Raw genomic sequence first — 12897 nt, 5'->3', positions numbered from 1 at the left:
TTTTAAAATATTAGATAGAAAAGTTAAAAAATCCAGCAGGTTTCTGTTCCTGCTGGATTTTTAATTAACATCAAAGTAGTGATTATTTCACATGTTTAGCCAGATCCTCTTGGGCCTTTTTATTGGATTCCTCTTTTTCTTTTTTCCATTTTTCTTGGGCCTTCTGATAGTCTTTAGTCGTGACAATCTCATCACTGATTTCCACGTATTTATGATAGTTGGCGTCTTTTGTACCTGTCTGAGCATAAGAGTTGGTAAATGGCACAATCCGAGAAATGAACGGTGCTGCTCCTCGGCTGCTCATAGTTGGCACAACGAGGGCGCTATCTGTCAGCCATGCTTGAGCTGCAGCATATTTTTCATAGCGCTTGTCAACATCTTGTGTTTCGTTTCCGGCCTCTTCGATCAGCTTGCTGTACTCATCTAGTCCTACAGCTTTAGCAGCAGCATTGTCTTTGCCTTCAAATCCAAGGTAGGTTCTGGTCTGAGTGCTGTTACCTGGGACTAAAATGTCCAGGTAAGTAGATGGATCTTGGTAGTCTGGATCCCAGGCAACGAGACCGTTGATATCCCAGTCTTCCTGGCTAGCAGCTTCAGCATTGAAGGTGATGTTTAGTGCTTCGTCCTCAGCCAGCATCTGTAGATCTACAGAGACATTGTCCTTTCCTAAAGCCTCTTCTAGTGACTGTTTCAGAGATTGCATGCGGTTGACGAAGTTAGTAGAATTCTGAGCGACAGGAACGTCTAGATGGATTGGGAATTGTACGCCTTCATCTGCAAGAGTCTGCTTGGCTTTGGCAAATTCCGCTTTGGCTTTGTCAGTATTGTGGAGACCGTCTTGACCGTCATCCAGCTTGATACCTTTCCACTCGTCACCATAGGAAGCCAGTGCTTCTTCGACCAGAGTGCCAAATTCCTTGCCATTGGCTTGTACGAAAGTTGGCGGAACAAAGAGATTACGGACAGCTGGCTTGGCTGCATCTTCTCCGTTGACCTGAGCTGAATAGCTTTCGCGGTTAAGGGCAAAGGCTAGAGCTTGGCGGAAGTCTTTGTTCAGCAGAGCTTTTTTGGTAGCTTCTTTTTGTTCATCGCTGGTTTTAGAAGTATGGTTATAACTTTGACGGTCAATGTTAAAGCTGATTAGACCGACACCCGCTCCTGCTTCTGTCATGAAGATATTATCTTTGTATTTCTCAGCGATTGAGGAATAACTGGAAGTTGCTGGGTAGAGTCTTGCCAAACTGTAGCCGCCATCTCCGAAGGTCCGCGCTAATGAATCTTGGTCAGAACCATCGTAGTAAGACAGTTTGACACCATCAATCTTGACCTTGTCCTTATCCCAGTAGTTAGGGTTCTTCTCAAATTCGACAGAGGATTTAGAAGTAATGGATTTCATGATAAATGGACCGTTATACAGAATGGAGTCGGCTTTGGTTGCCTGACCGAATTCCTTGCCTTGCTTTTCTAAAAAGGCTTCGTTGACCGGCATCATAACACCTGATGTTGTTTTAGAGTTCCAGTAGGTTTCAGGCTTGTTGAGTGTATATTGAACCGTATGATCGTCCAGTGCCTTGACTCCAACAGCTGAAAAGTCTTTGTTGGTACCGGCTGCATATTCACTCAGCCCCTTGATAGAATCTTGGATAAGAGGGAGGGCGTCTGATTTGATATCGGCAGCATGTTTGATACCTGCCACAAAGTCCTGAGCCGTGACATCTGCGTATTCTTCGCCATCAGCGGTATACCACTTAACATCTTTGCGCAGCTTATAGGTATAGACGAGACCATCTGGAGAGACTGTCCAATCTTCTGCGATAGACGGAGCTAAGTTTCCATATTTATCATTTTCCAGCAAGCCATCTACACCATTTGTAGTCAGCTCGTGGGTAGACCCCTTTGCCGACTGGATGTAGTCCAAAGTTGTTGGATCAGACGTAAAGACATAGCTGTAGATTTTTTTGCTGGATTGGGAACTTCCACCTCCAGAGCAAGCTGTAAGTAAGCCGACAGAGAGCAGAGTGAGCCCTGCGGCAAGAAGAATATTTGATTTTCTCATAGGGACCTCCAAGTCATGAGTTTTTACACTGCTTATTATAACAAATTTCTGCCAAAAGTAAATAATTTTCTGATAATTCTGAAATATTTTTCTAAATTTTAAAAAAGAGATTTATAGTGTTGCATATTCTGATAAAAAATTTTTATAACCAGCTTTAAAAAAATCTATTGGACGGCTTCGCAGAGGAGTGGTAAGATATACTATATCAAAATAAGGGGGAATCACGGTATGTGTAGAACAATTGTTGGAATTTCAGCCAATCTTTGTCCAGTAGATGAAGCTGGAAAGAATATTCACACCTCTGTCTCACGCAAGTTTGTGGACGGCGTACGAATGGTTGGTGGCCTGCCAATGGTGATTCCCATTGGGGATAAAAGTTTAGTTCAGGATTATGTTGAAACGATTGACAAGCTGATTTTGTCAGGCGGGCAAAATGTTCATCCGCAGTTTTATGGGGAAGAAAAGACCATTGACAGTGACGACTACAATCTTGTCCGCGATGAGTTTGAGTTGGCACTCTTGAAAGAAGCCCTGCGCCAAAACAAGCCAGTCATGGCCATCTGCCGCGGTCTGCAGTTGGTAAATGTTGCTTTTGGCGGAACTCTCAATCAGCATATCGAAAATCACTGGCAGGGCTTGCCATTTGGTACTTCGCACTCCATTCGCACGGAGAAAGACAGCGTTGTGGAGCGTTTGTTTGGTCAGGCTAGCCAGATTAATTCGGTTCATCGCCAAAGCATCAAGGACTTGGCACCTAATTTCCGCGCGACAGCCTTTGACCCAAGAGACAATACCATCGAAGCGATCGAATCGGTTGACAATCATCGTATCATAGGCCTTCAATGGCATCCAGAGTTTTTAATTAACGAAGAAAAGGGCAATTTGGAGCTGTTTCAGTACCTCTTGCAAGAGCTGTAAAAAATTATTTCATTTTTTTAAGTTACTTTTAGGAAAATTTAAGATAAGTGTTCTATACTAAGACTATAAACAAAGACCTCCTAACTTTGTTTAGAAATCCTAAAACTTTTCTTTTTCATAATAATCTCCCTATAAGAACCGCCCAATTGGCGGTTTTTTTGCTTGTTCTTTGCGAATTTAGTATAATAGGGACAGCAAAAATAGAAAAGAGAAATGCATGAAAATTCGCGGAATATTCTTCTAGTTATTCTTACAGCCCTTTTTAAGCTATTAACCCTTGATTGTATAAGGTTTTAGAAGAAATTATATATCATACAAGGTATTAAATGCCCTCTCTTAGTCCACAAAAAGGTGAACAAAAAAAGCCCTAAAAAAGGGCGTGAAAATTATGAGTTCAGCAGGCAAGAAACTAGCACGGTCAAACGTGCTTTTTTAATTGCTTGATGTCATTATACCATATTTTGCTTTTTGAATGTAACGTATCACACCAGGGCATAATACTTTAATTTTTAAAAAGAAATGTTGTATGTTAAAATGAGATAAGGAACTGGTTTGGCACCCTATGGTCTCTTTGAGGTCGGCGCCTATGTCAGTTCCTTTTTGTAGTTCGAGATAGAGCAACAAGGATATAAAAATCATGTCTTATACACCAATAAAGTGCCCTCCCGATAGCTTTTAGCAAAATCAAGCAAGAATTCCATTTTGAGGCGTTCATATTCGGATTTATCAATATAAAAAATCTTGTAGAGTTGGGCTAAGGTTTTTCGGTTCCTTGACTTCGTAGTGAACAAATTAGCGAATATCTCACGCTTTACCTCGTCCAGATTATCTCTGTAAGCTTCGATCTCTGTAACCAACTCCACGGCTTTATCTTTGAAAGCTCCCTGATCGTTTTTTCGTTCTGCTAGTGTAAGCAGCGATTTGTAACTTTTTAGAAAATAGTAGGCTCTTCGTGCGGTCTCTATTTCATCTAAAATCATGTATCTTGATCCTTTCCCTTTTAAGTAAAAATATTGTATACTAAAATTAAACAAAGGAAGTAATCTTGTTCCCCTTGTCCACTGTGTGGTCGGAATGATGGTTACTTCCTTTTTTGTACTCCAAGCCTTATCAATGTAAGATACCTAACACTTGAAAAGTGCCTATGTCCTAATTTCAATATTCTCAACTCCTATTAGTTCAATCAATTATTTAAGCCATTCATCCAAAGACTATCACCTTTTCTAGTATAGTTTACAAACCTTTGATAGTGCTTATAATACCGTTGGCGTTTCATAAACTTCGGTCTTGCAGGAAAAGCATCAAACATATAGCCGCCACGTTTAGGACTCCAACCCGGCTCTACCTTTCTAGCTTCTCTCAATGCACGCTCCCAGTAGTATTGGCAGTCTGTCTTGCTGCGGTTTAGGGTTTGCTTATGTACTTGTTGGCATGATCCGCAACCATAAAGTATAAGCTGCTTATAGAGTATTCTACACCGCCGGCCACAAAGGGGGCATAGAAAGAAGTAGCGGCTGCCCCCTTTAGTTCCCGGTATTTTAGCCAAATTAAAGTAATCTTTATCAAAGGTGATACATAAGTTATCTAAGTCTATTTCTAGCTTTCTGCCGGCTAGTTCAGCTATACCATGGGAGATATTATTGATTTTCATAGGCTTTATAAATGTTTCTATTGCTAACTGCTTCATTATCTCCCCCTATATAGAAAAACCCAAAACTATTGACTTGATAACAAAAAGGGGATTGTTCCCCTCCCTGTGTTTTATTGACCAGAATAGTCAGCAAGCCCTCTATATTCGCCCTCTATGTCTAACTGTTGGAGCAAGCTAACACTTTCATTACCCAGCAGTTCCAACGTACCTTCAGCAGTCATAAAGTCCATAGAGATAGGCTTATCAGAAAGCAAGCGATCAGCATAGTCTAATAGTTCCAGCTCGTAGTTTGTTACTTTTTCCAGCAAATTATCAAAATCCTCTGACTCTTTGAGTTGAAGCACGCGCTCCCGTTTGTAACGTTCTTCGAATGCTTCATCCTCTTCAGGTTGCTTGTAATAGTCTTTGAAGCTGTCACAAATACGCTTGAAAGTCTCGTTTAGCTTGTTATCCTCCACATACTCAGCTACTAGCGTGCCTTTATCCTTGTAGGTTATTGAGATTACAGGCTGGCAATATGTTCCAGTCATATATCCCAGTAGCGCGTGACCTGCTACTTGAGCGGTCGTCTGGTCATAAAAATAGTAAGTGAAAGTAAATGATTTTGCTTTCTCTGAAATAGTTTTTAGTGTCATTTTGTCTGTCTCCGTTTCTTTGATTAAAAATTCCGCTTCATGCGTTTGTCTGTGATACCGGCCATAGTGAATACATTCCCCTCTGACCGTTTGCCAATCCGACTGACTAGTTTAGGATTGTAGATTTGTGCTAGCTCTTTACCAGTATGATTGGTGTTGATGATTGTTGTTTCTCGCTTGTCAAAGATTTTGAAAAGAAAAGTCTGCACCCAGTTATTAGCTTCTCGTTTTTGAGAAGTCATGGCGCTTTCTGTTCCTAAGTCATCAATGAAAAGATAGTCAACGGAAGTAAGAAGCTTAACAGCATCATCTTCTGTAAAGTCGCTTGTTTTATCTTGCCACCCTGACTGAATGCGTGTGACTATCTCAGCAATGCTGACAAATAACACGCGCTTAGAATCCTCTTTGCTATGGTAGCCCTCGTTGATTGCTCGAGCAAGGGAGTAGCACAAGTGGCTTTTGCCTACTCCTGGCGGTCCAGTAATGATAGTATTTCCTCGCATACCGTCTAAGTATTGTTTGGCTTGTTTTATGACAAAATATTTTGCTGTGGTTTCTTTTGGAGTCTCAGCTTTGAAATTCTCAAAAGTGGCATTCAAAATTTCATTTGTCACCGTACTATCTCTTTCAAATACTCGATAGGCTTCGAGATTGGCATTGCGTCGTATAGTAGCTATTATGTTTGGATCGAGTGATTCCATGAAATCAAGTTCAAAATCCTCTTTGCTGTGGTTTAATGATTCCATTTTTTCACCTCTTAGCCTAGATTTCCACCAAATGGATCAGTAATGTTTACTGTTTTCTGCGCGTGTCCTTTATCAGCTATATAACGCTGTTGTTCTTCTTTTTGCTGTGCAGCGGTCTTTATACCGTTTTGAGTCCAGTTCTTCAAGATAGTATTGACATAACCAAAGGAGCGTTTACCATTGTCTGCAGCTTTATCAATAGCTAGTTTAATTAAATCTAGTTCTAGCTTATCTTGCGTGTGGTAGTCCATTAGTTGTTGATATTGTACTCCGTCAATAACTCCAATTCTAGATTGATAATATTTAGAGATTTCAGCAGAAGCAGATATTTTTTCTCTATCTCTTTCTTCTGATTCTATCTCTTTCTCTATATCTATCTCTATCTCTTTCTCTAACTCTATCTCTGTTGGACATGAGTTGGACTTTTTCTTTTTATTTTGGACATTGTCCAATTTAGCTTGTTTTCTCTGCTCTCTTTTGTACCATGCCCAGTTTGTTTCACTTTCTAGCATCGCTTTAGCTTGTGGCATTTCGGCATTGCTATCACTATCAACTTGAATAAGACCGCACTGTGTGAAATAGCTAAGCGTCATCCGTATATCATCTTCTGACACATCAAGTTTTAGAGCTAATTCTTCCGCAAGATCGTTGAAGTACCCCTCATAATATAAAACGCAGTCGCTTTCTAAGCTTTCAAGCATTAAACGGATATAAATAACCGTCATAGTATAGCCGCCGGGCATGTTTTTAAGCCTTTTAATAAAAATGTTATCAAAAAACTTTTTATCGACTTTTAGCCAAAAATATACTTTTGTTTTAGCCATTATCCACCCCCAAAAATATTAGAATATCGCTCACTCTGTAAAAGACTTTTCGTGTGTCCTCTACTGGTGGTTGATAGCGTCTCAATCCGGCACGCTCCCAGCGCTGCAGTGTCCGGGCTGTGATGCCTAGTTCCTCTTTAATCTGTCGGGGTGTCATTAGTCCTAGCTGCCTAGGTGTTGGCTGTTTACTGACTTTTAGAAAGTCAGCAACTAACTTTAGAATGCCCTGATTTAAGCTGTTTTCGCTTTCTTTACTCAGACTGAACAATAACTATCACCCCCTATTCAGAAAGGCCTTATAGCTCTCTAAATCGGCATTTAAGAGGACGTTTAGGCGGACTTGTTCTTTTTGTACTTGGTTTTTCAAAGCTCTCACTCCGTCGATTAGTTCTGCCTTGCTGGCTGGGATATAGTAGCCACTGTGAGGGATAAGACGAGCTCCGATAATCGGAATCTTGTATCGAGTTATTAAGTGACTGATTATCTCTTGGACGGCTCGCCTTTCGATTTTCAAGATATTAGCAATTTCAGCGCCTGTAATGGCATTCTCACCCCCAACCTTGATTAGATTGAGAACTCGCTTATAATTCTCTGGCATATTTGTCTGTGTCATTTCATACCTCGCTTTTATTTTGTTTTAGGTTTTCAATTTCCTTGCCCATGCTGTGAATGGTTTTCTGTTGTTCTTCCACAATGGCAATTAGTCTGCCGATATTGGCATTCGTCCTAACAGCAAACTCGCAAACCATGCTGTTGAATGATTCATCATTCTTAGACTTTGCTAGGCTCTTTTTCTGTTCTTCTAGCTCTTTCATATACTCAGAGAAACTGAGAATATTGTTGTTTGGTTCGAATTTATCGGCCATTTCTAAAACCCTCCAGCTCCTCAGCATCGTCACACTCCAAAAGCTGACTAGCTATATCATCAAGCTCGGCGATAATCGTTTCAAATACCTCGTAGGAAGAGCTTAGATAGCTTGTGGCTAGGTGTGTAAAGGTGAATGAATCTCGGTCTTTTGCAAGAGACAATCCAGCTTGAGCCACTTGATCCATTTTTATTGTCTTTAGGATATTAGACAGTTGGCAGCCTAAGCCCTGCAGTTCTTCGACAGTAAGTTGTACAGTTTTAGTTTGTTCTGTTTTTTTAGCCATTTTCTTGTTCCTCGCTTTTATAGTACCTATTTCCCGCATTGTTGGATAAGTGATTGCTTTTCTTCTTCGCTAACTGTGTCTGCTACAAAAAGCACATCTAGTTCTTTAACGTAAAATGCGTTACGATTTAGCTTGTTGTGGTCAAAGATTGAGATTTCCATGTTCTTGTCTCCTTTAGTTGTACTTGCGTCCTGCAAGCTGAATATAAGCCCCGTATTCGGGGTTTAGTTCCTCGGTGGTATATTCTACCGCCTGAGTGTTTTTCGTCGCTCTGAGGGGCTCTGGTGAGCTCTGAGAGCCTTTTAGATGCCATAGCTTCCAGATTAGGAAAAGCAGAAGCAATACAAAGACGATTGCTTGCCCTGGCGTCATGTCAATTTCTTGAATCATAGCTTTGTCCTTTTTGAATTGTTTGGCAGTTAGAGATGCCTGCTCTCTGCGGTAGCATTTTTCAATAGCCTATGTTATAATTTAGCTATAAAATCTTTACTAAAACCCTTTTAATAACAGCTTGCCTGCTTGTTAATTTGTTTTGGTGATAGTGTGAAAGCCTTGCTGATTTGGTCGTCTGTTAAGGCTTTTTTGTTGTTCTCACGCGCCTTGTGGTGCGTTTTCTTTTGGCCTGAATACCATAGACTTGATATCCTGATAGCTCATATTTAAGCCAATCATGGCGATAGCCATATCTTCCAAAGCTTGGTATCTGATTAGCTCATCACTGGTTAAGCTATCAATGCCTGTAAGACCGCCTCGCGCTGCCACTAGTTGCTTTTTATTCATTCCGCTAGCACCTTTGAGTAGTAGATTGTTTATTGTTGGATGCGCGTGTTTGGGTGCGCTTCCCCAGCTTTCAATGCAATCATGCAAAGTCTTACGCTTTGGCTTTTCTAGAGCACGCTGCAGCTTAAACTTTGCTAGCTCGTCCCGCATTTCAAAGAATGCTTTGACAAGGTTTTCTTTGAAGTTAGCCACTTGCTCTGTATTCTTTAAGAATGTAATCAGCAAAGTTGCTTGTTGCTCGTTCAGAATATAATCTTTAGCTTGTTGTCCACTCGGTAAAGGTCTCATTTCAAATGCGACCTTTCCAAAACGTTCTAGGCGTTCAACATTCTTTCTGATATGCTCCTGTACTGCGTGGTGCCTCACTCCAGCACATTCAGCGATAATCTCGCTTGTTGTATACGGCTCTTTCTTGCCGTCCATGTAGACTAGATTCATTGGGTGCTCCTTTCTATTAGCAGTCTTCTACTAGCCAATTCATAACTACTTGATAGATGCGCTTAGGCGCGTCATAGTCGCCGTTTTCAACCTTGGTATAAGTCTGCGGTTTAATTCCTAAAAGTTCAGCAACTGCTTTTTTTGTTTGCTGTTTTTTTGCACGTTTTACACGTACTTTTTCTGCTAGTTCAAGCGTGATTAGCATTACGCCCCTCCTTTCTACGGCTTTTATTGCCGTTGTTTGATTAAATTATAAGACATTAAATTACGTAAGTCAACCACTTTTTATGTTTTTTTGCTCTTTTTATGGCTTTTATTGCCGTCATGAGTTATAATTTATTCGAAAGGTAATTTTTGCTTATGAATAGAATTAAAGAATTGAGAGAGAAAAAAGGGTTATCGCAAGACAAATTAGCTAAACAATTAGCAGTAAACCTAAGAACATTACAGCGCTGGGAAAATAATGAAACGGCTATACGAAAGAAAAATGCTCAGCAACTAGCAGAATATTTTGGTGTAACCGTGGGGTATCTATTGGGATATGAAAGTAACCGTGATTTAAGAAATCACCTAGTCCACGGTACTACTGATTTGAATCCTGTTGATTTTTCTGACTTCATCACTAAGGAAAATGATTTATTATTTAATGAAAATCTCAAAAAATTATCAGAAGATAACTTTATAAAATTTATCAAATATATCAATGATTGTAATTTTTATATAAGTGACAAAGATATAATATTGATTTACGATTTAATAACAACCCTTAACTTTAACAGAGAAGGTAGTTTGTTAGGTAAGACTTTACAAAAACAAGCTAGTCCTAATAAAAGTATTCTTGATTTTGTGGATAAAAAAGATTACCGATTTATCACAATTGACGACGAATAAAATCCCCCAGATTCGCAGATAATAAATCTATCCCTAGTGTCTAAAGAAAGTCAACAAGCCTAAAGCGCGTGATTTCTAAAACTTTAACGAGTCAGCTATATCAAATACACTAAAAACAGAAAGGAAACTGAATGACCTATAAACAAGATTATCTGGATGATATTCTGATCCGTATGGCCTATCATTCCAGCGGGATTGAGGGCAACACTATATCGCTTCCTGAAACGGTCAGCATCATCTTGGAAAGCACCTTGCCAGGGAAGCACAAGAGCATTAGAGAGTTCTATGAGATAGAGAACCACAAACAGGCCTTTTCTTTGTTGCTAGATAGCTTAGCTAATAACGCCCCCTTGACTGTGGGGCTGGTGCAAGATTTCCATGCGCTATTGACAGACCGCCTGCAGCATGATAGAGGGCAGTTTAAAACTGTTCAGAATGCTATTATAGGGGCTGAATTTAAGACAGCTTCACCAGAGGAAACGCCTTTTTTGATGGCTCAATGGGCGGACAATACAGCTTATAGGCTGGATATGGCAAAGAGTGAGCGCGAGACAGTAGAGATACTGGCTGATACGCATATCCAGTTCGAGCGTATTCATCCGTTTAGTGATGGGAATGGACGCACTGGCCGCTTGGTTCTTATGTACTTAGCTATGAAGTACCTAGGTGCTCCGGTCATTATCAGTAAGGATGACAGGGCGGAGTATATGGAGCTTTTAGCCAATCAAAATATCCAAGGGCTGGCTAACTTATTGCAACAGTCACTAGATGCCGAAAGGGAGAGAATGAGCCAGTTTTAGTGCTGGACTGCTTTTGTACAAAAATAAATTAAAAAACAACCACCGACGAAGTCATGATACAAGATAAATATCTGAAATTCGCTGGTGGACTTTAGGAGGATATTATGAAAAAAACAAAATTCTTATTAGTTGGATTTCTAGCCTTGGCTGCCCTTGGCTTTATCATGCAGGCTCTAGGGTTAGCACCTAAGACGAAAACACCAGAGACGCCCAAAGTAGCCGTCCAAAGTTCGACGACCGAGGACAAAAAAGAGACCTCGAAAACCTCAGAAAGCACTGAAACGCCCAAAGAAAGTAGTTCTAGCTCTAGTTCTGGTGATGAACTTCCAAGAGTCAAAGCAGAGCAAATGGCTAGCTTTATCGATTACCTAAAACAAGACCTTACAGACAAAGGAGTGGATATTAGTACATATACTTTCTATAACAAAGATACTATCCTTTATGTAAAAGTTCCGGATGTGTATAAAACATATAGCAAAGCAGACTTACAATCTTTCGCTGACGGTCTGAAAGAGAAAGAACATGAGGCATTTAACGTTTGGTCAGCAATTAACGGAGTAGACTTTAATTCATATCCTATGATGCACATCAAGACTGATGACGGAAATTCCTTAGTTTCCCAAAAAATGAACGGGAAAATGGAAGTTAAAGTAAAATAGCTGTATATCTTAAAACTCAATATAAGCCCTTTTAAGCCCTTATTTTTATCTCTGGTATATTTTATCGACTGACCTTTTAAAATCGAATAGAGGGGCCCTCTCGCAGCTTCTCGCATGATATAAACCTAATTCAATCTAAAACCTTTTTAATAATAGCTTGCCTGCTGATGGAAAGGTATATCATGAAAATAGTAGAAGTCAAAAAGAAAGACGGTAGTAAAGTGTACCGCGCAAGTGTTTATCTGGGAGTGGATCAGGTAACAGGTAAGAAAGTAAAGACTAGTATCACTGGACGGACAAGGAAAGAGGTCAAGAGCAAAGCTCAGCACGCGCAGTTTGATTTTAAAACTAATGGATCGACAGTCAAAAAGACGGTACAGATCAAGACTTATAAAGAGCTTGCTGCCCTATGGCTAGAAAGTCACAGGCTGACAGTTAGACCGCAAACATTTGCAGTAACTAGGAGACAAGTTAATCATCATCTTATCCCTGAGTTTGGGAGTATGAAGATAGATAAGATAACGCCTAGCAGCATTCAAGAGTTTATAAATCAGTTAGCTCCTAAACTTGTGAATTTCAAGGAGATTAACTCAATTAACAGAAGAATACTGCAGCATGGAGTAACTTTGCAACTGTTGACCTCTAACCCTGCGCGTGATGTGATTCTGCCTAAGAAGCAAAAGAAAGGCAGAGAAGCGGTTAAGTTCATAGAGCCAGATAACCTAAAGGCGTTTATCGATTACGCTGAAAGGCTATCTACAAAGAGCTACAAGCATTATTACCGCTTTGTGGTCTTTAAGTTGCTACTGGCCACAGGCTGCCGCATAGGAGAGTTGACGGCCCTGGAATGGTCGGATATTGACCTAAAGGAAAAGACAATCACAATCAGTAAAACCTACAGCCAAGAAATTCGGATGATAGGGGAAACAAAGACAAAAGCAGGTACTCGAAAGATAAGCATAGATCCCAAAACTACGCTTATGCTGAGACAGTATCAGAATCGTCAGCGCCTTATATTTTTAGAAGTTGGGGCTCAGGCTCCGTCTGTTGTCTTTGCCACTACGGTTAGAGATTATCTGCCAAGGCATTCTCTCCAACAGATTATTGACAAGCGTTGCGAGACTTTGGGCATCCCACGATTTACTTGTCACGCTTTCCGCCATACTCATGCTAGTTTATTGCTGAATGCTGGTATCAGCTACAAGGAGTTGCAATATAGGTTAGGACATTCTAATATATCCATGACCTTAGATGTGTATAGTCACCTCTCCCAGGACAAAGAGAAAGAGGCTGTTTCATATTATGAAAAAGCTATAAATAATCTATAAGTCCACAAAAAGGTGAACA

Annotated in this window: 19 protein-coding genes; 5 read left to right on the top strand and 14 right to left on the bottom strand. The window is 40.2% G+C overall.

Annotated features, from left to right (window positions below; all coding sequences use genetic code 11):
* Positions 1-82: 82 nt before the first annotated feature.
* On the bottom strand, positions 83-2056 hold the full coding sequence (locus PCY71_RS08220; protein WP_048773880.1) for a peptide ABC transporter substrate-binding protein: 1974 nt from the start codon (positions 2054-2056) through the stop codon (positions 83-85).
* 228 nt (positions 2057-2284) lie between these two features.
* Here PCY71_RS08220 and PCY71_RS08215 point away from each other — a divergent pair, with 228 nt between their 5' ends.
* Positions 2285-2974, top strand: a complete 690-nt coding sequence (locus tag PCY71_RS08215) for a gamma-glutamyl-gamma-aminobutyrate hydrolase family protein (protein WP_002902127.1) — start codon at positions 2285-2287, stop codon at positions 2972-2974.
* 635 nt (positions 2975-3609) lie between these two features.
* Here the strand turns inward: PCY71_RS08215 and PCY71_RS08210 are convergent.
* From PCY71_RS08210 to PCY71_RS08150, 13 genes are all read right to left on the bottom strand, one after another.
* Complete coding sequence (locus PCY71_RS08210; RefSeq protein WP_301412522.1) at positions 3610-3954, bottom strand: hypothetical protein; 345 nt, start codon at positions 3952-3954, stop codon at positions 3610-3612.
* Positions 3955-4157: 203 nt separating this feature from the next.
* The gene (locus PCY71_RS08205) at positions 4158-4661 is read right to left on the bottom strand and encodes a hypothetical protein (RefSeq protein WP_301412521.1); all 504 of its coding nucleotides are present in this window, start codon (positions 4659-4661) and stop codon (positions 4158-4160) included.
* Positions 4662-4735: 74 nt separating this feature from the next.
* Complete coding sequence (locus PCY71_RS08200; RefSeq protein ID WP_301412520.1) at positions 4736-5260, bottom strand: hypothetical protein; 525 nt, start codon at positions 5258-5260, stop codon at positions 4736-4738.
* Positions 5261-5283: 23 nt separating this feature from the next.
* A complete protein-coding gene (locus PCY71_RS08195; RefSeq protein WP_301412519.1) occupies positions 5284-6006 on the bottom strand; it encodes an ATP-binding protein in 723 nt (240 codons plus the stop codon).
* A gap of 11 nt (positions 6007-6017) precedes the next feature.
* Positions 6018-6830: a DnaD domain protein gene (locus PCY71_RS08190; RefSeq protein WP_301412518.1), complete on the bottom strand. Its 813-nt coding sequence runs from the start codon at positions 6828-6830 to the stop codon at positions 6018-6020.
* Entirely contained in the window at positions 6823-7098 is a 276-nt protein-coding gene (locus tag PCY71_RS08185; protein WP_125402844.1) for a MerR family transcriptional regulator, read from the bottom strand. Before PCY71_RS08185 ends, PCY71_RS08190 begins: the two co-directional genes overlap by 8 nt.
* A gap of 6 nt (positions 7099-7104) precedes the next feature.
* Positions 7105-7443 (bottom strand): hypothetical protein, encoded by a 339-nt coding sequence (locus tag PCY71_RS08180; RefSeq protein ID WP_301412517.1) that lies wholly within the window; start codon positions 7441-7443, stop codon positions 7105-7107.
* 1 nt (position 7444) lies between these two features.
* Positions 7445-7696 (bottom strand): hypothetical protein, encoded by a 252-nt coding sequence (locus tag PCY71_RS08175; protein WP_301412516.1) that lies wholly within the window; start codon positions 7694-7696, stop codon positions 7445-7447.
* On the bottom strand, positions 7686-7982 hold the full coding sequence (locus PCY71_RS08170) for a hypothetical protein (RefSeq protein WP_301412515.1): 297 nt from the start codon (positions 7980-7982) through the stop codon (positions 7686-7688). Before PCY71_RS08170 ends, PCY71_RS08175 begins: the two co-directional genes overlap by 11 nt.
* Positions 7983-8008: 26 nt before the next feature.
* Positions 8009-8143: a hypothetical protein gene (locus tag PCY71_RS08165; RefSeq protein ID WP_260425629.1), complete on the bottom strand. Its 135-nt coding sequence runs from the start codon at positions 8141-8143 to the stop codon at positions 8009-8011.
* A gap of 13 nt (positions 8144-8156) precedes the next feature.
* A complete protein-coding gene (locus tag PCY71_RS08160) occupies positions 8157-8372 on the bottom strand; it encodes a hypothetical protein (RefSeq protein WP_125402840.1) in 216 nt (71 codons plus the stop codon).
* 201 nt (positions 8373-8573) lie between these two features.
* Positions 8574-9200, bottom strand: coding sequence for a Rha family transcriptional regulator (locus PCY71_RS08155; RefSeq protein WP_301412514.1), 627 nt, complete (start codon positions 9198-9200; stop codon positions 8574-8576).
* Between the two features lie 16 nt (positions 9201-9216).
* Positions 9217-9405: a helix-turn-helix transcriptional regulator gene (locus PCY71_RS08150; RefSeq protein WP_301412513.1), complete on the bottom strand. Its 189-nt coding sequence runs from the start codon at positions 9403-9405 to the stop codon at positions 9217-9219.
* A 155-nt stretch (positions 9406-9560) separates the two neighbouring features.
* Here PCY71_RS08150 and PCY71_RS08145 point away from each other — a divergent pair, with 155 nt between their 5' ends.
* The 4 genes from PCY71_RS08145 to PCY71_RS08130 all read left to right on the top strand — a co-directional run bounded on the left by PCY71_RS08145 (position 9561) and on the right by PCY71_RS08130 (position 12878).
* Positions 9561-10091 carry a helix-turn-helix domain-containing protein gene (locus PCY71_RS08145; RefSeq protein WP_301412512.1) on the top strand — a complete coding sequence of 177 codons (531 nt, stop codon included), beginning with the start codon at positions 9561-9563 and terminating at the stop codon, positions 10089-10091.
* A gap of 131 nt (positions 10092-10222) precedes the next feature.
* Positions 10223-10891, top strand: coding sequence for a Fic family protein (locus tag PCY71_RS08140; RefSeq protein WP_301412511.1), 669 nt, complete (start codon positions 10223-10225; stop codon positions 10889-10891).
* Between the two features lie 104 nt (positions 10892-10995).
* The gene (locus tag PCY71_RS08135; protein ID WP_301412510.1) at positions 10996-11550 is read left to right on the top strand and encodes a hypothetical protein; all 555 of its coding nucleotides are present in this window, start codon (positions 10996-10998) and stop codon (positions 11548-11550) included.
* A gap of 182 nt (positions 11551-11732) precedes the next feature.
* Positions 11733-12878, top strand: a complete 1146-nt coding sequence (locus tag PCY71_RS08130) for a site-specific integrase (protein ID WP_301412509.1) — start codon at positions 11733-11735, stop codon at positions 12876-12878.
* The last annotated feature ends 19 nt before the right edge of the window (positions 12879-12897 follow it).

Source organism: Streptococcus sp. SN3, from assembly GCF_030439905.1.
Note: the sequence above shows the minus strand (reverse complement) of the source record. Positions and strands in the feature narration are given on the sequence as shown.

Excerpts from the sequence above, each read along its gene's own strand:
- PCY71_RS08150 (WP_301412513.1), bottom strand. The coding sequence starts at position 9,405 with ATGCTAATCACGCTTGAACTAGCAGAAAAAGTACGTGTAAAACGTGCA.
- PCY71_RS08210 (WP_301412522.1), bottom strand. The coding sequence starts at position 3,954 with ATGATTTTAGATGAAATAGAGACCGCACGAAGAGCCTACTATTTTCTA.
- PCY71_RS08140 (WP_301412511.1), top strand. The coding sequence starts at position 10,223 with ATGACCTATAAACAAGATTATCTGGATGATATTCTGATCCGTATGGCC.
- PCY71_RS08190 (WP_301412518.1), bottom strand. The coding sequence starts at position 6,830 with ATGGCTAAAACAAAAGTATATTTTTGGCTAAAAGTCGATAAAAAGTTT.
- PCY71_RS08220 (WP_048773880.1), bottom strand. The coding sequence starts at position 2,056 with ATGAGAAAATCAAATATTCTTCTTGCCGCAGGGCTCACTCTGCTCTCT.
- PCY71_RS08155 (WP_301412514.1), bottom strand. The coding sequence starts at position 9,200 with ATGAATCTAGTCTACATGGACGGCAAGAAAGAGCCGTATACAACAAGC.
- PCY71_RS08200 (WP_301412520.1), bottom strand. The coding sequence starts at position 5,260 with ATGACACTAAAAACTATTTCAGAGAAAGCAAAATCATTTACTTTCACT.
- PCY71_RS08170 (WP_301412515.1), bottom strand. The coding sequence starts at position 7,982 with ATGGCTAAAAAAACAGAACAAACTAAAACTGTACAACTTACTGTCGAA.
- PCY71_RS08205 (WP_301412521.1), bottom strand. The coding sequence starts at position 4,661 with ATGAAGCAGTTAGCAATAGAAACATTTATAAAGCCTATGAAAATCAAT.
- PCY71_RS08130 (WP_301412509.1), top strand. The coding sequence starts at position 11,733 with ATGAAAATAGTAGAAGTCAAAAAGAAAGACGGTAGTAAAGTGTACCGC.
- PCY71_RS08135 (WP_301412510.1), top strand. The coding sequence starts at position 10,996 with ATGAAAAAAACAAAATTCTTATTAGTTGGATTTCTAGCCTTGGCTGCC.
- PCY71_RS08215 (WP_002902127.1), top strand. The coding sequence starts at position 2,285 with ATGTGTAGAACAATTGTTGGAATTTCAGCCAATCTTTGTCCAGTAGAT.
- PCY71_RS08195 (WP_301412519.1), bottom strand. The coding sequence starts at position 6,006 with ATGGAATCATTAAACCACAGCAAAGAGGATTTTGAACTTGATTTCATG.
- PCY71_RS08180 (WP_301412517.1), bottom strand. The coding sequence starts at position 7,443 with ATGACACAGACAAATATGCCAGAGAATTATAAGCGAGTTCTCAATCTA.
- PCY71_RS08145 (WP_301412512.1), top strand. The coding sequence starts at position 9,561 with ATGAATAGAATTAAAGAATTGAGAGAGAAAAAAGGGTTATCGCAAGAC.
- PCY71_RS08175 (WP_301412516.1), bottom strand. The coding sequence starts at position 7,696 with ATGGCCGATAAATTCGAACCAAACAACAATATTCTCAGTTTCTCTGAG.
- PCY71_RS08165 (WP_260425629.1), bottom strand. The coding sequence starts at position 8,143 with ATGGAAATCTCAATCTTTGACCACAACAAGCTAAATCGTAACGCATTT.
- PCY71_RS08160 (WP_125402840.1), bottom strand. The coding sequence starts at position 8,372 with ATGATTCAAGAAATTGACATGACGCCAGGGCAAGCAATCGTCTTTGTA.